The following is a 22,802-nucleotide window of genomic DNA, read 5'->3' as shown; positions in this document are numbered from 1 at the left end:
GGTAGGAAATGATTTTAGATGATATTGTAGCAGACAAAAGAAAACGATTAATAGAAAGCAAACAAAAGATTAGCGAAGATGAAATGCGACTTCTTGGTGCTTCAAATGAAAGGCAATGTATTAGCTTTTATGATGCCTTGTCAAAACCAGGACTTTCGATTATTGGAGAATTCAAGAAGGCATCACCAAGTATGGGAGTGATACAAAGTAAGATTGAGTTAACCGATCGAATCGATCAATACAATGAGGCAGTGGATGCCATTTCGTGTTTGACGGAAGAAGATCATTTTAATGGTAATATAGAATATCTAAAGAAAATAAGAGGGATTTCTCATCTACCGATTCTTCGAAAAGATTTCATCATTGATGAATATCAGATTTATGAAGCAAAGATAATAGGTGCAGATGCAATTCTTTTAATTGCGGCAATCCTTGATGATGAGACGATGAAACGTTTTTATGATTTGGCTTATCGATTAGGAATGGATGTCTTACTAGAGGTTCATGATGAAGAGGAGATGCAAAGAGCACTTTCTATGAAGGCAAAAATTATAGGTGTAAACAATAGAAATTTAAAAGATTTTACTATTAGTCTTGAAACAACAAAACGCTTATCTAATTTAGTAAATGCGGAAGTTGTATTTGTATCTGAAAGTGGCGTATCTACGAAAGAAGACATTGCATTTCTTAAAAATTGTAACGTCAATGCCCTATTGATTGGAAGAGCTTTTATGGAATCAGAAAACCCAAAAGAACTTGCAAAAAGCTGGAAAGAAATATTTGACGAAAACGGGAGGTAAAATGGCTGTAAAAATCAAAATATGTGGGATTACCTCACCAGAAGAATCCAAATACTTAATTAACAATCAAGTGGATTACATGGGAATCGTTTTGTTTTACCCAAAAAGTAAGCGAAATAAAAGCATAAGCGAAGCAAGAGAAATCTTAAAAAGCCTCTCATTACAGGTAATAAAAAAGGTTGCAGTCACCGTTTCCCCAACCATACAACAAGTAAGAGAAATTGAGGCGTTAGGATTTGATTATATACAAATACATGGCACGTTATCCAAAGAGACCTTTGACGAGATACAAATACCAATTCTTCGAGCTTTTAATGGAAACAATTTGAATATGTATGAAGTGTATCATAACTGTCCTAAAATACATGGTTACGTGTTTGATGCGGCAATCCCTGGTGGTGGAAAAACCTTTGATTGGTCTATACTAAGTCAATTTCCAAGAGATGATAAGTTATTCATTTTAGCAGGTGGTTTGCACGCTGATAATGTCGCCGAGGCAATAGAAAAGGTTCGACCAGATGTAGTTGATGTAAGTTCTGGTGTTGAAGGAACAAAGGGAAAAGATGCACTTAAAATAAATGAATTTGTAGAGAATGTAAAGAAAACAGAACAGAAAGGAAAGTAAATATGGATAAATACTATTATGGCAAATTTGGTGGAAGATATGTTCCAGAATCATTAATCAATACACTTGATGAATTGGAAGCTGCATTTGAAGCAGCAAAAATCGATGAAGAATTTCAAAAAGAATTAGCCTATTACTTAAAGGATTATGTGGGAAGAGAAACCCCACTTTATTTGGCAGAAAGACTTTCAAAAAAATATGGAACGAAAATCTATTTAAAAAGAGAAGACCTAAATCATACTGGTGCACATAAAATCAATAATGTGATTGGTCAAATTCTTTTGGCAAAAAGAATGGGAAAGAAAAAAGTAATAGCAGAGACAGGAGCAGGTCAACATGGTGTGGCAACTGCAACAGGAGCAGCACTTTTTAATATGGAATGTACGGTATATATGGGGGAAGAAGATGTACAAAGGCAAGCATTAAATGTATTTCGAATGGAAATGCTTGGGGCGAAGGTTGTAAGTGTAAAATCAGGAAGTAATACGTTAAAAGATGCTACCAATGAAGCCATTCGTACGTGGGCAAAAACAGCCGAAGATACTTTCTATGTAATTGGTTCAGCCGTTGGCCCATATCCTTATCCAAAGATGGTAAAAGAATTCCAAAGCATTATTAGTAAAGAAGCAAAGGTTCAATTTAAGGAAAAAGAAGGACGTCTTCCAGATACGGTGATTGCCTGTGTTGGGGGTGGCTCAAATTCCATAGGGATGTTTGCAGAGTTTTTAGAAGAGAAGGAAGTAGAATTAATTGGAGTAGAGGCAGCAGGTCTTGGGATTGATACTAGAAAGCATGCAAGCGCTATGGCTCTTGGAAAGCCTGGAACGCTTCATGGGATGCGATCTTATTTATTACAAGATGCAGATGGGAATGTAGAACTAGCACATTCCATTTCAGCAGGTCTTGATTATCCTGGTGTTGGCCCAGAGCATGCCTATCTTCGCGATAGCAAGCGGGTAGAGTATGTGTCGATTACGGATGCAGAGGCGATGGAAGCATTAAAGGAATTGTGTGAATTAGAAGGTATCATTCCTGCTATTGAAAGTGCGCATGCACTTGCTTATGCATTTAAAAAAGCGACAACAATGAAACCAGAACAGGCGATGATTGTTTGCTTATCTGGACGTGGAGATAAGGATGTGCATACGGTATCAAACTACTTTAGTGGAAAAGGATATTTGAATTAGGAGGGGGATTAAGATGAATCGAATCGAAGAAAGATTAAAAGAGCTTGCCAAGCAAAATAAAAAAGCCTTGATTACTTATATGACAGCTGGGTTACCTTCTTTGGAAGGGTGCAAAGACATTATAATGGCACAGGATGAAGCAGGTACCGATATCATTGAACTTGGAGTACCATTTTCAGACCCAGTTGCAGATGGACCAGTCATTCAAGAAGCCTCTTATGAGGCGATACAGCTTGGAACTAATGTAACGAAGGTGTTTCAAATTGTATCGGAAGTAAGAAAAGACTCCCAGATTCCAATTGTATTTATGCTTTATTATAATACCATTTTATACTATGGAGTATCAGAATTTGTAGATAAATGTATTGAAGTAGGTGTAGATGGATTGATTATTCCAGATTTACCCTATGAAGAACAAGGAGAAATTAATGAATTTTTAGGTAAAGAAGAAGCTCCGATATTAATACAGTTAGTATCTCCTGTGTCAAAGCAAAGAATACCTACATTATTAAGAGATGCTCGTGGTTTCGTATATTGTGTATCCTCCATGGGAGTGACGGGTCAATCAGCTACATTTCATAAAGATATTATAACGTATTTAGAAGAGGTGAAAAAGGAATCAAAGATTCCTGTTATGATGGGATTTGGAATTCGTAGTGCAAAGGATGTAGCACCAATGAAAAACATCATTGATGGCGCGATTGTAGGGTCACATTTTATTAAGATAATGAAAGAAGCAAATTATGATTTGAATTCCATTAAAGAATATTGTAGTATTTTTAAAGAAGAACTAAATTAATTGCAGATAAGGCCAAATAGCAAATGATATGTACTCCCTTTACGGGACATTGAGTAAAAGGAGTACATATCAAAAAAATAAAAGTAATACAAATAATGGAAGAGTTGCTTTCGAATAAGTTAGGTAGTTTTACAAATACTTGTTATGACAGGATAAGATTAAGAACAAGGAGGAAGTAAAATAAAAAACCAAACAAAATGGAAAGTAAAATATATTATAATGCTCAAATTATAACAATGGAAGAAGAATGTCCCATTGCACAGGCAATGTATATCGAGGATGGAAAAATACAAAATGTGGGAAGCGATGAGGAGATAATGTCTTTAAAAAAAGAAGATACAATACTAATAGATGTAGAGCAAAAAGTAATTATGCCCGGTTTTATAGATTCACATTCCCACCTTAGTTCCATGATTTTTCATTATCTGTTGATTGATATTGGAACGGATAAATGCAAAACGATAGAAGATATCGTAGAGGTTTTAAAACAAGAATATACAAGGAATCCTCCAAATCAAAATGAGTGGCTGATTGGATGGGGATATAACAATGATATTTTTGAGGATGAGAAGCATCCTACCAAATATGATTTAAATAAAATTAGTACATCCGTTCCTATTATGATTCTTCATGCCTTGGGGCAATGCGCCGTGTGTAATTCACCTGCACTAAAACTATTTGGATATGCGGGAAAAGACTTTAAAGTTCCTACAGGAGGTATCGTTGAGAAAGTAAAGGAGGATACAACTGGTTTAATTATTGGAAATGCACTATATGATACGGATGTAATTCCTTTTCCGTCAGTTGAAAGAATAATTTGTGCATTGCAAAAAGCTATCTATGAATATGTATCAAATGGAATCACGACAATACAAGATGCAAGAACGGGAGCACTAGAATATGTCTTATTAAAAAATCTATCAGACTTAAATAAACTTCCTGTTGATGTTATTTCTTATATTACAAAAGATACATTGAAAAAGGCAAAGCCTAATCCAGTTGAATCTATTTGCTATCAAAACCGATATCGAGTTGGTGGCTACAAAATAGAATTGGATGGGTCGCCCCATTTAAGAACGGCATGGCTTTCAAAACCATACTACATCGTACCAGAGCAAAAAGCGGATAATTATCGGGGGTTTCCAATCAAAACCGATCAGGAAGTAGAAGAAGAGTGTATACGTTGTATTGAAAATGAATGGCAAATAAACGCACACTGCAATGGCGATGCAGCTATTGACCAATTTATAGAAGCATATGAAAAAGCAGTGAAGCATCAAAAACATAAAAAAGACCTTAGAGCAGTAATGTTGCATGCGCAGGTTATTCGAGATGATCAATTGGAAAAGATGAAAGAACTCAAAATGATTCCGTCCTTTTTCTTAGACCATATTTATTACAGCGGTGATTATTATCATGAGACAGCCCTAGGTGCATTAAGAGCAAAAAAAGTATGCCCACTTAAGTCAGTGATTGAGAAGGGGCTGATTTTTACCATACATCAAAACGCCCCCGTAATCTCACCAAATGTTTTATTTTCCCTTCACAACGCAGTGAATCGAACAACAAGGAAAAATCGCGTGTTAGGAGAAGAAGAACAAATCTCAATTGAAGAAGCATTAAAGGCAGTTACGATTCATGGAGCCTATCAAATATTTGAAGAAACAGAAAAGGGAAGTATAAAGGCAGGAAAAAAAGCAGATTTTATTATACTTAATAAAAATCCATTAGAGGAAGAGAAGTCTTGTTTAAAAGATATTAAAGTATTGGAAACTAATAAAGAAGGAATTACCGTATATAAAAGAGAAAAAGACTGTTTGTAGTTCAATAAAAGCAATTTTTTATCTAAGAAAACACAAGAAAGAACCTCTTGATGATGCTATAATGTAACCTATCAGAAGAAAAACAAGCACGAACGAAGTGAGTATTTGTTTTTACCTGATAGGTTAGCGAAAGAGCGAAGCATGATATAAGAGGTGCTTTTTATTCTTCTTATATTATAGAAGTAACTTAAGAATAGCATAAGAAAAGGAGATAACAATGAAAATCGCTTTAATTAATGAAAACAGTCAGGCAGCTAAAAATGAAATGATTTGCGCAGCTTTAAAAAAAGTTGTAGAACCAATGGGTCATGAAGTTTTTAACTATGGTATGTATAGCGCAGATGATGAAAATCAATTAACATATGTTCAAAATGGTATTTTAGCAGCAATTCTTTTAAATTCAGGAGCAGCTGATTATGTAATTACAGGATGTGGTACTGGCGAAGGTGCAATGCTAGCTTGTAATTCATTTCCAGGTGTAATCTGTGGACTTGTTGTAGATCCATCTGATGCATATATGTTTGCTCAAATCAATGATGGTAATGCAATTTCTTTACCATTTGCAAAGGGATTTGGATGGGGCGCAGAATTAAACCTTCAATATATCTTTGAAAAATTATTCGAAGGTGAAAGTGGCCAAGGCTATCCAAGAGACAGAGTTGTGCCAGAACAAAGAAATAAGAAAATCTTAGATGAAGTTAGAAAGGTTTCACTAAATGATTTAGTAACTACCTTAAAAAATATCGATCAAGATTTAGTAAAAGGTGCAGTAGCTGGTTCTAAGTTCCAGGAATTATTCTTTGCTAACTGCAAGGATGAAAAAATTGCAGCATTTGTAAAAGAGATATTAGCTTAGGATTATAAAAATAGGGCATGTCTAATGATAGGACATGCCCTATTTTTGTCTTATCATGAATTCGCTGAATGCTTCTGTATAATAGTTCATGCAAATGCGAACCTTATTATTAAGTTTGTTTTATGTTGTTTTTAATTTATTAAACACAAAGAGTAATATCATCGCCTTTCATTAGATAATGCCAACTACTAAAACATCAGAGAAAGTGCCAAAAACAAAGCAACAACAAGTCTTATATCGGAAACAAAAAAAGTTATAAAATATGTTGATTTTTAGATGAAATAGTGATAAAATTAAATAAAGTCAAAATAAAACAACATAAACACACATATTTAAGGAGGAATTTTTTAAAATGGCTAATGAATATGAAATCAAAAAACAAATTTGTGAGATTGGAAAAAGAATTTACAATAGAAACATGGTTGCTGCAAATGACGGTAACATTTCTGTTAAATTAAACGACAATGAATTTCTTTGCACACCAACTGGTGTATCAAAAGGATTTATGACTCCTGAGTATATCTGTAAAGTAGATGCAGAAGGTAACTGTCTTCAGGCAAATGGTAATTTTAGACCATCTTCTGAAATCAAAATGCATATGAGAGTTTACAAATTAAGACCAGATGTAGGATCTGTAGTACATGCACATCCAACATTTGCTACAGCATTTGCAATTGCAGGAATTCCTCTAACACAACCAATTATGCCAGAAGCGGTAATCGCATTAGGATGTGTTCCAATTGCTGAGTACGGTACACCTTCCACCAATGAAATTCCAGATAGATTAGAAAAATACCTACCTTATTATGATGCAGTTTTATTAGAAAGCCACGGAGCGTTAACTTGGAGCACAGATCTATTAGCTGCTTATCATAAAATGGAATCAGTAGAATTCTATGCTGAATTATTATACAAAGCAAGACAACTTGGCGGGCCAAAAGAATTTGATAAAGAAACCATTCAAAAATTATATGAAATTAGAAGACAAATGGGCTTACCAGGTAAACACCCAGCAGATCTTTGCCAGAACTTGGGCGGACAATGTGGAGGCGGATGCCATTCATGCGATAGTACTACTTCAACCGAAGCTGCATCAACAGATGTTGAAAAAATCGTTGCAGAAGTTACAAAGAAGATTTTAGCTCAAATGAAATAAGAAATGGACAAGGAATATTAGTAAATCGCTAGGAGGTGCGTAAATTGTCTATCAGCGAACAAGAAATTCAAAATATTGTTCGAAATGTTTTGCAAAATATGGGTAAATCAGAAGAACCAACCATCAAAACAACAGCAGTACAGTCAAAAAAATTGATGGGAATATTTGAAAACATAGAGGATGCAATAGCGGCGGCAAAGGCGGCGCAAAAAGAAATACAGCCTATGCCACTAGAATTTAGAGAAAAAATCATTGCTAATATCCGTAAGAAAACACTAGAGAATGCAAAGATGTTTGCAGAACTTGGTGTAGAAGAAACAGGTATGGGTAATGTAGGACATAAAATTTTAAAACATCAATTAGTTGCGGAAAAGACGCCAGGAACTGAAGATCTTTCTACCATTGCTTGGTCAGGGGACAGAGGTTTGACCTTGATTGAACAAGGACCATTTGGTGTGATTGGAGCAGTGTGTCCATCAACCAATCCAACAGAGACAGTCATCTGCAATTCAATTGGAATGTTAGCAGCAGGAAATTCTGTCGTATTTGCACCACATCCATCCGCAAAGAATGTATCAAATCTTGCAATCGATATGGTAAACAGAGCAAGTGTTGAAGTTGGAGGACCAGAAAATCTTGCAGTAGCGGTTGAGAATCCGACTATGGATGTGAGTAAGACTATTTTTGGTCACAAGGATATTTCGTTATTGGTTGCAACTGGTGGGCCAGGTGTTGTAACAACGGTACTTTCCTCAGGAAAGAGAGCAATGGGGGCAGGAGCAGGAAATCCACCAGTATTGGTTGATGAAACAGCAAATATCCCAAAAGCTGCCGAAGACATTGTAAATGGTGCAACATTTGATAACAACCTTCCATGTATAGCAGAAAAAGAAGTCATAGCAGTAAGTTCCATTACAGATGAATTGATGTACTATATGGAAGAGGCAGGTTGCTATAGAGCAAATGACGAAGAAGTAGCAAAATTAGTTTCTACAGTTTTAGTTGAGAAAAATGGTAAAAAGATTTTAAATAGAGAATGTGTTGGTCGAAGTGCAAAAGTTCTTTTAAATAAAATTGGAGTAACGGTTGGAGATGAGATTCGTTGTATTATCTTCAAAGGAGATAAAAAACATCCATTGATTGAAGAAGAATTGATGATGCCAATTCTTGGAATTGTAGAAGTAAAAGACGTAGATGAAGGAATCGAAGTTGCAGTAGAATTAGAACAAGGTAACAGACATTCTGCACATATGCATTCCACGAATGTAAATAACTTAACAAAATTTGGAAAAGCAATTGATACCGCTATTTTTGTTAAGAATGGTCCTTCCTATTCTGCACTTGGATTTGGCGGAGAAGGCTATGCTACTTTCACCATTGCAAGCCGTACAGGTGAAGGGTTAACATCAGCTAAGAACTTTACAAAGAGCAGAAGATGCGTTATGTGTGATGCATTAAGCATTAGATAAGGAGAGTGGCATAAGTGGAAATGAATATAGAAGCAATTGTAAAGCAAGTACTTGCTGAAATGCAAGGAACACCAGGAGCAACAGTAGCTCCAAAACAAGCAGGAGTAATTCCAAAAACTTCTAAAGCAGCGATGCTTACAGCACTTGAAAATTATGAAATCAAAGAGTTTCCAATTCCAGAACTTGGAGATGACGATATCTTAGTTAAAGTAGAAGGCTGTGGAGTATGTGGTACAGATGCTCACGAATTCAAAAGAGATCCATTTGGCTTGATTCCATTGGTACTTGGACATGAAGGTACCGGAGAAATCGTTAAGATGGGTAAGAATGTAAAAAAAGACAGCGCAGGAAAACCTTTAACAATTGGTGATAAAGTAGTTACCTGTATGATTTTTAAAGATAATCCAGACATCACGATGTTTGACTTAAACAAACAAAACGTAGGTGGTGCGGATGTATATGGTTTACTTCCAGACGATGACATTCATTTAAATGGATGGTTCGCTGATTACTTAGTAATCAGAGGAGGATCAACTGTATTTAACGTAAGCGATTTGGATTTAGAATCTAGAATATTGATTGAGCCTAGTGCAGTGTTAATCCATGCAGTAGAAAGAGCAAAATCAACTGGAATTTTAAGATTTAACAGCAGAGTAGCCGTGCAAGGCTGTGGACCAATTGGACTTATTTGTATTGCAATACTTAAGACAATGGGAGTTCAAAACATTGTAGCAATAGATGGAGAACAAAAGAGACTTGATTTTGCAAAAGAATTAGGCGCTTCTGCAACGGTTAACTTTAAAGACTTCCAAGGAATTGAAGCGTTAACAGATGGCGTAAAGGCAGCGTTTGGAGGATATTTAGCAGACTTTGCATTCCAATGTACAGGATCTCCAATTGCACATGCTAATATTTATAAATTCATCAGAAATGGTGGAGGGCTATGTGAATTAGGATTCTTTATCAATGGTGGAGATGCAACCATTAATCCTCATTTTGATATTTGTTCCAAAGAAATTACAACGGTTGGTTCATGGGTATATACATTAAGAGATTATGCAACTACCTTTGACTTCTTAAAAGGTGCGAAAGCAATTGGACTTCCAATTCATAAGTTGATTACACATAAGTTCCCATTGAGTCAAATTAATGAAGCTCATATTACTAACTTAAAGATGGAAGGCTTAAAGATAGCAATCATTAATGAATAGGAGAATGAGCTATGAAACAAGCAGTAGGTTTATTAGAAGTATTTGGTTGTGTAGCCGCTTTTGTAGCAGCAGATGCAGCATGTAAAGCAGGCAATGTAACAATCGAAGCATTGGATAAGAATAAGCCAGCGAATGCGGATGCGTTGCCAGTACCGTTGGTTATGTGTGTAAAGATTAGAGGAAGTATTTCAGATGTGGAAGCAGCAATGGAAGCAGCAGCAAGAGCAGCAAATAATCTTACAGGCGTAGTAACAAAGCATATTATAGCAGCACCAGATGAAAACACAGAAAAAATGTTGAAAATAAGTGCTTTATAAAAATAAGTGCGAATTATCAAAAAACATGTTAGAATAATAACAATTAGAAGGAAAGAATCTTAAGGAGGATTTGAATTATGACACAGGAAGCATTAGGAATGGTAGAAACTAGAGGATTAGTAGCAGCAATAGAGGCATCAGATGCAATGGTAAAAGCAGCAGACGTACAATTAGTAGGAACCGAAAAAATTGGTTCAGGTCTTGTAACGGTTATGGTTCGTGGAGACGTTGGTGCTGTAAAAGCAGCAACGGAAGTTGGTGCACAGGCTGCAGGAAGACTTGGAGAATTAGTAGCAGTTCACGTTATCCCAAGACCTCATACAGACGTAGAAAAAATCTTACCTGTAATCAAATAGGAATCGCATATGAAATCATTAGGGTTAATTGAATTACCTAATTGCACGGATGCAATTGAAGCATTGGATGTTATGTTAAAAACGGCGGATGTTAAATTTCTTACTTGGGAAAAGAAATTAGGCGGTAGGTTAGTTACTATTATCGTACAAGGCGAAGTTTCTGCTGTGACCGAAGCAATAGAAAGCGCAAAGCGTAGTGCAGTTGGAAACATAGTAGCATCAGCAGTCATTGCGAATCCGCATGAAGAGACGATGAAACTTGTTGCAATCAGTGCGAAAAAATACAAGCATATCTTTGAAGATTAACAGTAAACATAAAAGTTTAGATGTTACAGTTAACAAAGTTTATTCAAAAAGAGGTAATAAACGATGGCCGAAGAAAAAGAGCTAAATAATGACCTTACAAAAGAGATAAAGGCATCCAAAAAGAAGCCAAGTACGGTTAATAAAGCGAAGCAGCAACCTGCTTCACTTACCACGAAAAGTGCTGTAAAAACACAGCCAGCAGAACAAACAGTCGTTGTTAAGGAGGAAAAAAGAATGGAACTTCAAGCATTAGGAATGGTAGAAACCAGAGGTTTGGTAGCATCAATTGAAGCCGCAGATGCTATGCTAAAAGCAGCTAATGTTGTATTAGTAGGAACTGAAAAAATTGGTTCAGGACTAGTAAGCGTTATGGTTCGCGGAGATGTTGGAGCTGTAAAAGCAGCAGTAGAAGCAGGTTCAGCTACAGCAGCTAAATTAGGAGAAGTGATAGCAGTTCATGTAATTCCAAGACCACATGCTGATGTAGAAAAAATTCTTCCACAGGCAAAATAGAGTATCTTGGACGTAGGTCAAAGATTATTCTGATTGTGCTTTGCATGAAATGCCAAGCACAATCAGAAACTATATAAGAACCGTATGGAGGTTTAGGATGCAAGAACAATTAGTACAAGAAATAACGAAGCTTGTGATAGCTTCCCTTGGTAAAAGCGAGATAGAAGATACAAAACAATTAATTCCAATTGGAATTTCTGCGCGTCATGTACATTTAACAAGAGAACACATAGATATCTTGTTTGGTAAAGGATATCAGTTAAATAAGAAAAAAGAGCTAATGGGCGGCCAATATGCAGCACAAGAATGTGTTACTTTGGTTGGTACAAAGCTTAGAGCAATAGAAAATGTTAGAATATTAGGACCAGAAAGAAAAGCTTCACAGGTAGAAGTGTCAAAAACTGATGCAATCCGTTTAGGGATCAAAGCTCCAATTAGAGAATCGGGAAACGTGAAAGGCTCTGCCCCAATTGCAATCGTTGGACCTATGGGTGCAATTTATCTAGAAGAAGGATGTATTATAGCAATGAGACACATTCATATGTCACCAGAAGATGCAAATAACTTTGGTGTAGTGGATGGTCAGATTGTAAAAGTGAAGATTGACAATGGAAGAGGTGGCATTTTCGAAGGTGTTAAAATTCGAGTTGATCAAACATTTACATTAGAGATGCACATTGACACAGATGAGGCAAACGGCCTTGGTGTTGGAAAAGAAATGGGAATCTTAATTAAGTAATAAAGTGGCGTTTACGTCACTTTCATTCATTATCAGGAAAGTTATTTGGACTCCTGATTATTGGGAGGCATTTATGATTATAGGTAAAGTAGTAGGTACAGTTATTTGTACCAGAAAAAATAATAATTTAGTAGGTAGTAAGTTCTTAATTGTTGATCCTATGGAAAAAATGGGCTTAAATGCAGGAAGAATTGTAGCTGTAGATAATGTTGGAGCTGGTATTAATGATATTGTATTGGTAGCAACAGGTAGTGCAGCAAGAGTTGGCTGTGATGATATGAATGCGCCTGTAGATGCGTGTATTGTAGGTATTGTTGATGATCCGCAAAAAATAGTTCTCATAGACTAAGATTAGAATGGATGAATAATCGAACAAGGTTTAGGTGAAACAGATGGAAATGTTAGAATTAAAAAAAGCGTTATTTGAGGGTGGTGTTGTTGGAGCAGGCGGTGCTGGATTTCCAACTTATGCCAAACTTTCTGATCAGGCAGAGACTATTATTTTAAATTGCGCTGAATGTGAGCCATTAATCAAAGTTGATAGACAGCTCATGACAGATTATGTAGATGAGATACTTTCTGGCATGCAAATGCTTGTAGATACAATGGGAGCAAACGAAGGAATTATAGCGATAAAAAAATCCTATCTTTCTTCGATTGAAGCAGTAAAGAGTAGTATTGAAAACTATAAAAAGCTAAGACTTCATATTTTGCCAGATATCTACCCGGCAGGTGATGAGGTTGTTTTAATATATGAGACTACGAAAAAAATTGTAGAACAGGGTAAGATACCAATTACAGTAGGTTGTGTGGTTGTAAACGTCGAGACTGTTCTTAATGTATATAAAAAAGTTACAAAAGATGAAAATGTTACGACAAAGTTCGTAACAGTAGCTGGTCTTGTCAAGAATCCAATTACAGCTTTGGTTCCAATTGGAATCACAGTGAAAAAACTAATTGATATGGCAGGAGGCTTTTTGGAAGAGGATTTTATTGTAATCATGGGAGGTCCTATGACGGGTAAAATTTGCTCTGTGTTTGATGTTGTAACAAAAACGACAAAAGCCATTTTGGTATTGCCAACTTCATGTCCACCAGTAACCAAAAGACAAAGTACCACAAAAAGTAACTTAAAGGCAGCTATGTCGGCTTGTTCTCAATGTTCTATGTGTACGAGTCTTTGTCCAAGAAACCTTCTTGGAGCATCAATAAAACCGCATGAATTTATGAGAGCAATTGCGAATGGAATTACATATAACGTAGAACCATTTATGAATACATTCTATTGCGTATCATGTGGACTTTGTGAAATGTATTCTTGTCATCAAGGTTTATCACCAAGAAGACTATTAGATGAATATAAAAATGGACTTAGAGCAAAAGGTGTAAAACCTATGCAAAAACCTAATGGGCCAGTTAATAGACTTCGAGAGGAACGTAAGGTTCCTGAACATAGACTAATTAATAGACTAGGTTTAGCAAAGTTCGATGTAGCAGCACCATTAGTAACATGCGAAACAGGTATGAAAGAAGTGAAGCTATTATTGCGTCAAAGCTTAGGTGCACCATGTAAAGCATGTGTGAAAGTCCAAGATAAGGTTTTAAAAGGCCAGATAATTGGTATGCCAGAGGATGGGGCATTAGGTGTATGCCTACATGCAAGTATATCTGGAACAATTACGACAGTAAACGATAACTTTATAATAATAGTTTCAGGAGATGAATAAGATGAACAAGGCAATTGGAATGGTAGAATATAAAACAGTTTCTACTGGTATAAAAGCAGCAGATATGCTTGTAAAAACAGCAGATGTAGAATTGATTCAAGCTCAGACAGTTTGTCCAGGTAAATTTATCATATTGTTTGGCGGAGATTTAAGTGCAATTAGAGTATCCGTAGATGCTGTGGAGAAGGCTTATCCAGAAAGTCTGATTGATAAGTTCGTACTTGGAAATCCCCATGATTCAATTTTTAAAGCACTTTCTTGTACTTCGGAAATTGAGCATGTTTCAGCGCTTGGAGTCATAGAAACATTTACAGGTGCTTCTGCGATTGTTGCGGCAGACCATGCTGCAAAGACCGCACAAGTGGATATTTTTGAAATACGTGTATGTAGAGGAATGTGTGGCAAATCTTATGTACTTCTTACAGGCAGTGTAGCAGCAGTAACAGAGGCAGTAAATTCATCTGTTGCTTTGATTAAGGAAGAAGGGATGATATTAGATTATGCAATCGTACCAAATCCTTCAAAAGAATTTGTAAAAACATTGATGTAGCGAACAAATGAATAATATGTTATACTTTTAAAAGCGATAAAGATTTTTCTCTATCGCCTTTTTTAATAGAAAAACCAAAAGCTTAATAGAAGGGAGTTGGCTGATTTGATTATTAAGAAACGTTATGTAGAGGAAAATGAATCAGGAGCATACTTTACGGCTTATTTACTGGAGGATTCAAAAGAATTGCTTTCAGGAAGAAAAAGACCAGTTGTAGTAATAGCACCAGGGGGAGGCTATTTATTCACATCGGATCGAGAAGCAGAGCCGATTGCTCTAAAGTTCTTGTCACTAGGATATCATGCAGTTGTACTGCGATATACGACTGGTGATATGGAGGGAAATAAAGTAGGAGTGGGAAAACAAGCGCTAAAGGAGCTGGCACATACCATTCGCTATTTAAGAAGAAAGTCAGATCTTTGGATGATTGATTCCCAAAAGGTAGTGGTATGTGGTTTTTCTGCGGGAGCACATTTGGCGGCCAGCTTGGGAGTACATTGGCAAGATCAAAGTTTACTAAATGCTCTTTCTAATCAGGCAGAAAGTGACCAAATCAAACCAAATGCGCTGATATTAGGGTATGCCTTATTAGATTATAATGTAATGCTTAAAAAGGCTGAGCGAGAAGATTTAGATGAAAAAGCAAAAGCAAATCTTGAATTTATGAAAATTGCAAACAAAGCTTTAACAGGAAAAAGTGACTTAAGCCAAGATATAGTAAAAGAGTATAGTCCGATTTATTGGGTATCACAACATACCCCACCCACCTTTTTATGGCATACGGCTAAGGATAATTTGGTGTATGCAGAAAATTCGTTGAAATTTGCATTAGAATTGGCAAAACATAATGTTCCTTATGAGTTGCATGTATTTCAAGATGGAGAGCATGGCTTGTCATTAGCCAATGAAGTTACTGCAAATAAAAAAGAACAAATTGATAGAGAGTGTGAAGTTTGGTTTGATTTAGCAGTAAACTGGTTAAAAAAATACGTAACACTATAGATAGTTATTGTTAAAAAAATATTCTTCTCCTTGTATTTTGTTTAAAATAACTATAGTGTTGTTTTGTATTGTTTTTGAGAAAAAATATACAAAAATACTACAAAAAACAAACATATTATGGTATAATACTAAAAAGTGTAAAAATGAATCATCGCAATATAAGATGATTATGAAAGTACAACGTGCGTAACAATGTGTAGGCATTAGTATAAAGAACAGGAGGTGTAAATATGCTCGCGATAGAAAGAAAAAATGAAATATTAGCCACTTTACAAAAAGAGCAGAGGGTATTGGTAGCAGAGTTAAGTCAAAAATATAATGTTACAGAAGAAACAATTCGTAGAGATTTAGAGAAATTAGAAAAAGAAGGATTTGTTAAAAAAACGTATGGTGGAGCCGTTTTGAACAATAATACAAATGTAGACCTTCCGCTTAGAATCAGAGAAAAAACCAATAAAAAAGAAAAACAAATTATCGCTAAACTTGTAGCAGAATTAGTAGAAGAAGGAGAAACGATAATGCTAGATTCTTCTTCTACATCCCTTATGGCTGCAAAGAATTTAAAACAAATGAAAAAGCTTACCGTAATCACGAATTCTGTAGAAGTTTTGATAGAACTTTCAGGGAATAAGGGAATTAATGTGATTTCAACTGGCGGAATGCTTCGTGATGCTTCTCTTTCACTGGTAGGAAAAACAGCAGAACGAACTTTAATGAATTTTAATGTTGATAAAGCGATTATTTCATGCAAGGGTGTAGATTTAGAAAAGGGTATTACAGAATCAAATGAAAATGAAGCAGAAATTAAAAATGTCATGAGAAATTGCGCAAAAACTACAATTCTTGCTATTGATAACAGTAAGTTCGATAATGTTTCATTTATTAAGGTTCCTGATTTAAAGAAAAACGATATTTTGGTTACAGATAAAGTATTACCAGATAAATGGAGCCAGTATTTTGAAGATAGAAGCATTCAAATCATTACAGAGAATTAATATTTAATTATTTATATAAAGGAGAAGATATATGAATACACCAATTTACAATTTAGCTTTTGATTTTGGAGCATCAAGTGGAAGACTTATTCTAAGTAAGTATGATGGAAGTAAGATTGAACTGGAGGAGATACATAGATTTACAAATGATCCAGTAAGAATCGGTAAAAACTTTTATTGGGATACATTTCGTCTATACCATGAATTAAAGACAGGTTTAAAAAAAGCTGCCTCCAAAAAGATTCCGATTACTAGCCTTGCAATCGATACATGGGGAGTTGACTATGGCTTAATTGATAAAGATGGTAATTTGATTGGTAATCCTGTTAATTATCGAGATGATCGAACCATTGGTGTAATTGAAGAAGTTGATAAAATTGTTCCTTTAAAGGAAGTATATGCTTCTACTGGAATTCAATTTATGAACTTTAATACTATTTTTCAGTTTTATGCAGATAAAAAGATGCGTCCTGATATTTATGAAAAAGCGGATAAATTTTTAATGATGCCTGACTTATTTAATTACTTTTTGACTGGTAAGATGTATAACGAATATACAAATGCAAGTACTGGCCAACTACTAGATGCCAAAGAAAGATTCTGGGATCTTGATTTAATTAAGAAGTTAGGGCTTAGAACAGATTTATTCTGTGAAATGATAAAACCTGGTAGCATAGTTGGCGAGTTGATAGATGAAGTAGTAAAAGAAACAGGACTTACTGGTGTAAAAGTAATAGCTGTTGGAAGCCACGACACTGCATCTGCTGTTGCTGGAACCCCATTTGAAGAAGAAAATGCAGCCTTTTTAAGCTGTGGAACATGGTCATTGCTTGGAATGGAAATAGACGAACCTGTTTTAACAGAGGAATCCTATCAGTATAACTACACCAATGAAGGTGGCGTAGAAGGTAAGATTCGCTTATTAAAGAATATTAATGGCCTTTGGATTATGCAAAATCTTAGAAGAAATTGGTGTGAATTTGAAGCAGAAGTATCATTTCCTGATATTATCAAAGCTTCTAGAGAAGCAAAGAGAAAAGATTTTATCATTGATCCAAATGATCAAAGATTTACAGCTCCTTATAATATGATGAATGAAGTAATAGCTTATTGTGAAGAAAATGGACAAGGAAAGCCAGAAGGCCTTGGAGAAATTGCTATGGCCATTTATAATGGACTTACCAATGAATATAAGACTACAGTTAAAAACCTCGAAGTAATAACAGGAAAGTCAATTCCTTGTATTAATATGGTTGGAGGAGGTATTCAAGACCAGTTGTTATGTGAATTAACAGCGAATGCTACAGGAAAGAAAGTAGTAGCAGGTCCAATTGAAGGCTCTGTTCTTGGCAATGTTGTGATGCAGTTGAAAGCAGTTGGAGCCATTTCTTCGCTCGAAGAAGGACGTAAGATAATTAAGGCATCTTTTGAGCAAAAGGTTCATATGCCAAGTTAATAGAATGAGTAAAAAATTAGAGGACATGAAGTGTTTCAAGCATTTCATGTCTTTTACATAATGAAAATCTTGAAACAATTTAATTATGTAAAAGGAAGGAAAATAATTAAATAAATAACAATGTGTCTTCGGTAGAAAGAAATTTGTCTTTCTGTGAAAGAATTTGGGTTGACAATTGGAATAAAATCAGTTAAAATAAATGGTATGCGTAAGCAATAAGTCAAGTAAATATTAATATGTATGGAACTGATAAATAAAGTTGGTAATGAAGCAAAGTATGTTAAATGAATAAGCAAGTTTCATTCATTTAATCAAAAATGATTGTGAGGTAAAGATGAGAACAGTAACTGAAAAATTAAACCTTCCTAATTATATTCTTGATATCTTGAATAATTCCAAGGGAGTAACTGTACCAAGAACCAGAGAAGAATTAATTGAATTAGCTATGGGAAATGGCAATAATACTACTTTTGATGTTTGTTATGATGTGCCAGGAATAGGAAATGTAAAAGAAGCTACTGTAGTGAAATGTAAGAACGGCGTAGTAGTAAATTATTACGAGGATTACATGAGAAGACGTGATCCAAATTCGATGGTAATTGCTGATCAAAAGCCAACCGATAAGCCAAAGTATTCTGATATATATGGAAAAGACTTTGAGGAATTACGACAAGACACATTTACCTGGTTAAAAGAGCAAGAATTAATTTTCTTTCCATTTAAATCTGGAGGCTTGGAATATGGTTATGATTCAATTGTAATTGCTCCGATTAACGCTGGATTTTTTGCAGCAGGTCTTGCAGATTTACAGGACTTTTTAAATATTGATGAAATTGATTGGGAATTTGATGCAAAAGCGGTTGTTTTTTTAGCGCCTCCATTTAGACACACTCATTTTGAAGGAAAACAGGTTGTTGTACATAACCGTGTTGAGATGCATGAAGTATATTCTTATAATTTATATCCAGGTCCAAGTGCGAAAAAGGGTATCTATGCGGTGCTATTAGACATAGGAGAACAAGAAGGCTGGGTAACAGCGCATGCTTCTACGGTTAAAGTAATCACTCCTTATGACAATGAAATCGTAATTATGCATGAAGGTGCTTCAGGTGGTGGAAAGAGTGAAATGATCGAACACATGCATCGAGAAATGGATGGAAGAGTTGTTCTTGGTCTAAACTCTGTAACAGGTGAAAAACATTATCTTGAATTTACTGATTCTTGTGATCTTTTACCAGTGACAGATGACATGGCATTGTGTCATACTGCAATGCAAAATGAAAGTAAAAAATTAGTAGTAAGAGATGCAGAAGCAGGCTGGTTTTTAAGAGTAGATAATATTACGAAATATGGTAGTGCACCTCAATTAGAAAAAATATTTACTCAACCAGAAGAGCCACTAATCTTTTTGAATTTGCAAGCGACACCAAACTCTACATGTCTTGTTTGGGAACATACCATGGACTCAACTGGTAAGCCATGCCCTAATCCTAGAGTTATATTGCCAAGACGCCTTATGGATAATGTAATATCAGACTCTGTAGAAGTAGATATCAGAAGTTTTGGAGTTCGTACACCAGCGTGTACCAAAGAACATCCATCTTACGGTATTCTAGGTTTGGTTCATATTCTTCCACCAGCACTTGCATGGTTATGGAGATTGGTAGCACCACGCGGATTTAATAATCCAAGTATTATAGATTCTTCAGAGATGAAGAGTGAAGGTGTTGGTTCCTACTGGCCATTTGCAACAGGAAAAATGGTTACACAAGCAAACCTTTTATTAGAGCAAATCGTTAATTCGCCTAATACAAGATACGTACTTATCCCAAATCAGCATGTAGGTGTATATGAAGTGGGATTTGTTCCACAATGGATTGCCAGAGAATACATTGCCCGTCGAGGAAGTGCTAAGTTTAGACAGGAACATTTAATAGAATCTAGATGCTCTTTATTAGGTTATGGCTTAGATTCACTTAAGATTGATGGACAGCACATTGGTAAAGCATTTTTGCAACCTGAAAGACAACAAGAAATTGGAATTGAAGGTTATGATGCAGGTGCTAAGATTTTATCAGATTTCTTTAAAAAGGAATTGGATAAATACAATACGCCAGAACTTAATCCACTTGGAAGACAAATTATTGAATTGTTTAATAATAATGCATCAGTTCAAGATTACGTTGATTTAATACCAATGAGATATTAATGTTACTTAACGTTTCAAAGAGATTCAAACGAGTTTCTTGAACGTTATCAAAGCATGAACTCTAACTATAAATAGACAAAGTAATACTAGTAAAGTGTACTTTGTCTATTTTATATTGTAAAGAACTTTTAAATGGAGGGTATGATATGATTTATTTTACATCTGATTTGCATTTCTATAATAAACAAGTTCCCATGGTCGGCAATCGCATATTTGATTCCATACAAGAAAAAAATGAGTTCTTAATAAAACAATGGAACGAAGTCGTTACACCAGAGGATGAGGTATATTTGTTGGGTGATATCTCTGACGGTAACGCAAGTGAAACAAACGAAATATTAAAACGCTTAAATGGTACGAAATATTTAATAATTGGAAACCACGATAAATACCTTGAGGATTCAGAATTTGATAAAAGTCTATATGCATGGTGTCAACCTTATTATATATTAAGAATAAAGGAAACTAAATTTATATTATTTCATTTTCCAATCGAGGTGTGGGAAGGTTATCGCAATGATAGAATCCATTTGCATGGACACCTACATCGAAAGAAGGCGACATTTGAGCCGATACGCCGATATGAAGTTGGGGTGGATGCCCATGATGGAAGACCAGTATCAATTGAAGAAGTATGGGATAGCATAAAAGAATTTCATAATAGAAACCGAAATATTTCAGGAGCTGATTTTTAGAATAAATATTTAGAAGTCAAAGTAAGAATAGAACAGTGTAAAGGAACCATTTGATGGTTCCTTTTTATACTGAAAATATACACGTATTAAAATGAGCAGGCTCAATTTTTGCAATAAATCATATTAGCTATACATTAGTTAAATTACTCTTATTTTTCATTAACCAATTTACCAGTCATATGTTCAATATCAATGGCAAAAAGCTGTACTCTATCAATAGCAAGAGCTATTTCTTTTTCGACCTCTTCCTTGGTTGGGTAATATTTTAGCGCCAGTTTACGTGATTTGTCCTCTGTAATTTTTCTGTCTTCAATAAGACTTGCTCTTCCAAAAACTATGACACTGGTAACATTCCACTCCCAGCAGCCTTCTTTCTTAAAACCTGTATTCCATATGGTGAAGCAAACCTTATCACAATTATTTATAGCATCGACCTTATGGCCTTGCTTAGCGCCGTGAAAGTAAATGCGGTTCTCTTTTTCATCGTAATAAAAATTAATCGGGAGTGAATATGGATATCCATCATCTCCAATAACAGAAAAGGTTCCTCTTTTTTCTTCTGTCAATATCTTCTTACATTCTTCCTCTGAAACAGCTTGCTTAAATCTTCTCATCGTACGAAACATCTTGCTCCTCCTTAAAAGTTTTCTCTACCTGCAGTACAATAACAGACAATATTTTTCAAAAATAACTTAAAAAAACTGTACCCTACATATTAAAGAAAAGAAATACATTTGTCAACTGATTATTCAAATAGGAAAAGTATCGGCTTAACAAGTTATTAACGAACAATTAACGCTCCTATGATAGATAGAAATTCCTAATTAAGATAGAATAAATTTAGTAAATATAGGAAAGGAATTAGGAGAATGAGATGTCAAAGTTACTACTAAAAAATGTAAGCAAGATTTATGACAATGAAATATCTGCAGTTAGAGATTTTAATCTCGAAATAAAGGATAAAGAATTTGTAATATTTGTAGGTCCATCTGGTTGTGGTAAGTCAACTACTTTGAGAATGATTGCAGGCTTGGAAGAAATATCGCAAGGTGAGCTTTGGATGGATGGGAAGTTGATTAACTTTATTGAAAGTAAAGATCGTAATTTAGCTATGGTATTTCAAAACTATGCACTCTATCCTTACATGACAGTATATGATAATTTGGCCTTTTCACTTCAGATAAGAAATGTACCCAAAAAAGAGATCCATAAGAAAGTAAGAGAAACTGCAAGCTTATTACAAATTGAAGACCTTCTATGGAGAAAGCCAAACGCATTATCTGGCGGACAAAAACAAAGAGTTGCAATAGGAAGTGCGATAATAAGGCAGCCAAACATATTTTTAATGGATGAACCGTTATCAAATCTCGATGCAAAGCTTAGAGGGCAAATGAGAGTAGAACTTGCTAAATTACATAAAGAATTAAGCACTACTATTATATATGTAACGCACGATCAGACAGAAGCAATGACACTAGGAACCAAAATAGTTGTCATGAAGGATGGTATGATACAGCAAATTGCAAGTCCCAAAATACTTTATGAGAATCCTCGTAACTTGTTTGTAGCAGGTTTCATTGGGACACCAACTATGAACTTTATTGAAGCAGAGGTAACGACAAAAAATAGAAGACTTTATCTTGAATTTAACTATAAGAAAATAAAATTAAATGACATACTAAATCACACTCTTTATGCAAAAGGTTATGTCAATGAAAAGGTAATCATTGGTATCCGACCAAATGATATAGAGATTATTGCAGATAAAGAGTATAAACATGCTGATACGTTTACTATTTATCCAAATAGAAGAGAAATTCTTGGAGCACAAGCAAATGTATATTTTGATATTGGTGAGAAAAACTATCTTGTTTGTGTTGACACAGAGGATGAAATTATACTAAATGAAGCAATGCAAATAAGATTCAATCAAGAAAAGCTCCATTTATTTGATGCCAATACACAAGAAAATATTTTATATGAGAATAAGAATACAAGAAGTAGTAAATGA

The 22,802-nt window shown here is 35.0% G+C and carries 24 protein-coding genes; 23 read left to right on the top strand and 1 reads right to left on the bottom strand.

The annotated features are described in order from the left end of the window. The first annotated feature begins 8 nt into the window (after positions 1–8). From trpC to F7O84_RS07875, 22 genes are all read left to right on the top strand, one after another. Positions 9–800 carry an indole-3-glycerol phosphate synthase TrpC gene (gene trpC / locus F7O84_RS07980; RefSeq protein ID WP_151143994.1) on the top strand — a complete coding sequence of 264 codons (792 nt, stop codon included), beginning with the start codon at positions 9–11 and terminating at the stop codon, positions 798–800. 1 nt (position 801) lies between these two features. Next, the gene (locus F7O84_RS07975; protein ID WP_151143992.1) at positions 802–1,425 is read left to right on the top strand and encodes a phosphoribosylanthranilate isomerase; all 624 of its coding nucleotides are present in this window, start codon (positions 802–804) and stop codon (positions 1,423–1,425) included. A 2-nt stretch (positions 1,426–1,427) separates the two neighbouring features. Next, positions 1,428–2,612 carry a tryptophan synthase subunit beta gene (trpB, locus tag F7O84_RS07970; protein ID WP_151143990.1) on the top strand — a complete coding sequence of 395 codons (1,185 nt, stop codon included), beginning with the start codon at positions 1,428–1,430 and terminating at the stop codon, positions 2,610–2,612. Positions 2,613–2,625: 13 nt separating this feature from the next. Then, entirely contained in the window at positions 2,626–3,411 is a 786-nt protein-coding gene (gene trpA, locus F7O84_RS07965; RefSeq protein ID WP_151143988.1) for a tryptophan synthase subunit alpha, read from the top strand. Positions 3,412–3,608: 197 nt separating this feature from the next. Further along, positions 3,609–5,234, top strand: a complete 1,626-nt coding sequence (locus F7O84_RS07960; protein WP_151143986.1) for an amidohydrolase — start codon at positions 3,609–3,611, stop codon at positions 5,232–5,234. A 217-nt stretch (positions 5,235–5,451) separates the two neighbouring features. Beyond that, positions 5,452–6,090, top strand: coding sequence for an RpiB/LacA/LacB family sugar-phosphate isomerase (locus F7O84_RS07955; RefSeq protein WP_151143984.1), 639 nt, complete (start codon positions 5,452–5,454; stop codon positions 6,088–6,090). A 352-nt stretch (positions 6,091–6,442) separates the two neighbouring features. After that, the gene (locus F7O84_RS07950; RefSeq protein WP_151143982.1) at positions 6,443–7,246 is read left to right on the top strand and encodes a class II aldolase/adducin family protein; all 804 of its coding nucleotides are present in this window, start codon (positions 6,443–6,445) and stop codon (positions 7,244–7,246) included. Positions 7,247–7,290: 44 nt separating this feature from the next. Then, positions 7,291–8,715 (top strand): aldehyde dehydrogenase family protein, encoded by a 1,425-nt coding sequence (locus F7O84_RS07945; RefSeq protein WP_151143980.1) that lies wholly within the window; start codon positions 7,291–7,293, stop codon positions 8,713–8,715. A 20-nt stretch (positions 8,716–8,735) separates the two neighbouring features. Next, positions 8,736–9,926, top strand: a complete 1,191-nt coding sequence (locus tag F7O84_RS07940) for a zinc-dependent alcohol dehydrogenase (RefSeq protein WP_330578789.1) — start codon at positions 8,736–8,738, stop codon at positions 9,924–9,926. 11 nt (positions 9,927–9,937) lie between these two features. Then, positions 9,938–10,243 (top strand): BMC domain-containing protein, encoded by a 306-nt coding sequence (locus tag F7O84_RS07935; RefSeq protein ID WP_151143976.1) that lies wholly within the window; start codon positions 9,938–9,940, stop codon positions 10,241–10,243. A 77-nt stretch (positions 10,244–10,320) separates the two neighbouring features. Continuing rightward, positions 10,321–10,599, top strand: coding sequence for an ethanolamine utilization microcompartment protein EutM (eutM, locus tag F7O84_RS07930; RefSeq protein WP_151143974.1), 279 nt, complete (start codon positions 10,321–10,323; stop codon positions 10,597–10,599). A 9-nt stretch (positions 10,600–10,608) separates the two neighbouring features. Beyond that, on the top strand, positions 10,609–10,905 hold the full coding sequence (locus F7O84_RS07925) for a BMC domain-containing protein (protein ID WP_151143971.1): 297 nt from the start codon (positions 10,609–10,611) through the stop codon (positions 10,903–10,905). A gap of 234 nt (positions 10,906–11,139) precedes the next feature. Continuing rightward, on the top strand, positions 11,140–11,418 hold the full coding sequence (locus F7O84_RS07920) for a BMC domain-containing protein (protein WP_151146587.1): 279 nt from the start codon (positions 11,140–11,142) through the stop codon (positions 11,416–11,418). 97 nt (positions 11,419–11,515) lie between these two features. Then, a complete protein-coding gene (locus tag F7O84_RS07915) occupies positions 11,516–12,157 on the top strand; it encodes a phosphate propanoyltransferase (protein ID WP_151143969.1) in 642 nt (213 codons plus the stop codon). A 73-nt stretch (positions 12,158–12,230) separates the two neighbouring features. Beyond that, a complete protein-coding gene (locus tag F7O84_RS07910; RefSeq protein ID WP_151143967.1) occupies positions 12,231–12,506 on the top strand; it encodes a EutN/CcmL family microcompartment protein in 276 nt (91 codons plus the stop codon). Positions 12,507–12,549: 43 nt separating this feature from the next. After that, a complete protein-coding gene (locus F7O84_RS07905) occupies positions 12,550–13,884 on the top strand; it encodes a 4Fe-4S dicluster domain-containing protein (protein WP_151143965.1) in 1,335 nt (444 codons plus the stop codon). 1 nt (position 13,885) lies between these two features. After that, positions 13,886–14,434: a BMC domain-containing protein gene (locus F7O84_RS07900; protein ID WP_151143963.1), complete on the top strand. Its 549-nt coding sequence runs from the start codon at positions 13,886–13,888 to the stop codon at positions 14,432–14,434. Positions 14,435–14,539: 105 nt separating this feature from the next. Further along, the gene (locus F7O84_RS07895) at positions 14,540–15,436 is read left to right on the top strand and encodes an alpha/beta hydrolase (RefSeq protein ID WP_151143961.1); all 897 of its coding nucleotides are present in this window, start codon (positions 14,540–14,542) and stop codon (positions 15,434–15,436) included. Positions 15,437–15,666: 230 nt separating this feature from the next. Next, complete coding sequence (locus tag F7O84_RS07890) at positions 15,667–16,431, top strand: DeoR/GlpR family DNA-binding transcription regulator (RefSeq protein WP_151143960.1); 765 nt, start codon at positions 15,667–15,669, stop codon at positions 16,429–16,431. 31 nt (positions 16,432–16,462) lie between these two features. Next, positions 16,463–17,887 carry a rhamnulokinase gene (locus F7O84_RS07885; RefSeq protein WP_151143958.1) on the top strand — a complete coding sequence of 475 codons (1,425 nt, stop codon included), beginning with the start codon at positions 16,463–16,465 and terminating at the stop codon, positions 17,885–17,887. Positions 17,888–18,221: 334 nt separating this feature from the next. Continuing rightward, a complete protein-coding gene (locus F7O84_RS07880; protein WP_151143956.1) occupies positions 18,222–20,096 on the top strand; it encodes a DUF4914 family protein in 1,875 nt (624 codons plus the stop codon). A 146-nt stretch (positions 20,097–20,242) separates the two neighbouring features. After that, entirely contained in the window at positions 20,243–20,791 is a 549-nt protein-coding gene (locus F7O84_RS07875; RefSeq protein WP_151143954.1) for a metallophosphoesterase, read from the top strand. A gap of 149 nt (positions 20,792–20,940) precedes the next feature. Here F7O84_RS07875 and F7O84_RS07870 read toward each other — a convergent pair whose 3' ends face one another. Continuing rightward, on the bottom strand, positions 20,941–21,417 hold the full coding sequence (locus F7O84_RS07870; protein WP_151143952.1) for a pyridoxamine 5'-phosphate oxidase family protein: 477 nt from the start codon (positions 21,415–21,417) through the stop codon (positions 20,941–20,943). A gap of 248 nt (positions 21,418–21,665) precedes the next feature. On the opposite strand from F7O84_RS07870, the gene F7O84_RS07865 reads away from it, so the two are divergent. Continuing rightward, a complete protein-coding gene (locus F7O84_RS07865) occupies positions 21,666–22,802 on the top strand; it encodes an ABC transporter ATP-binding protein (RefSeq protein WP_151143950.1) in 1,137 nt (378 codons plus the stop codon).

Source organism: Candidatus Galacturonatibacter soehngenii (genome assembly GCF_008830185.1).
Taxonomy (GTDB): Bacteria; Bacillota; Clostridia; order Lachnospirales; family Lachnospiraceae; genus Lachnotalea; species Lachnotalea soehngenii.
Note: the sequence above shows the minus strand (reverse complement) of the source record. Positions and strands in the feature narration are given on the sequence as shown.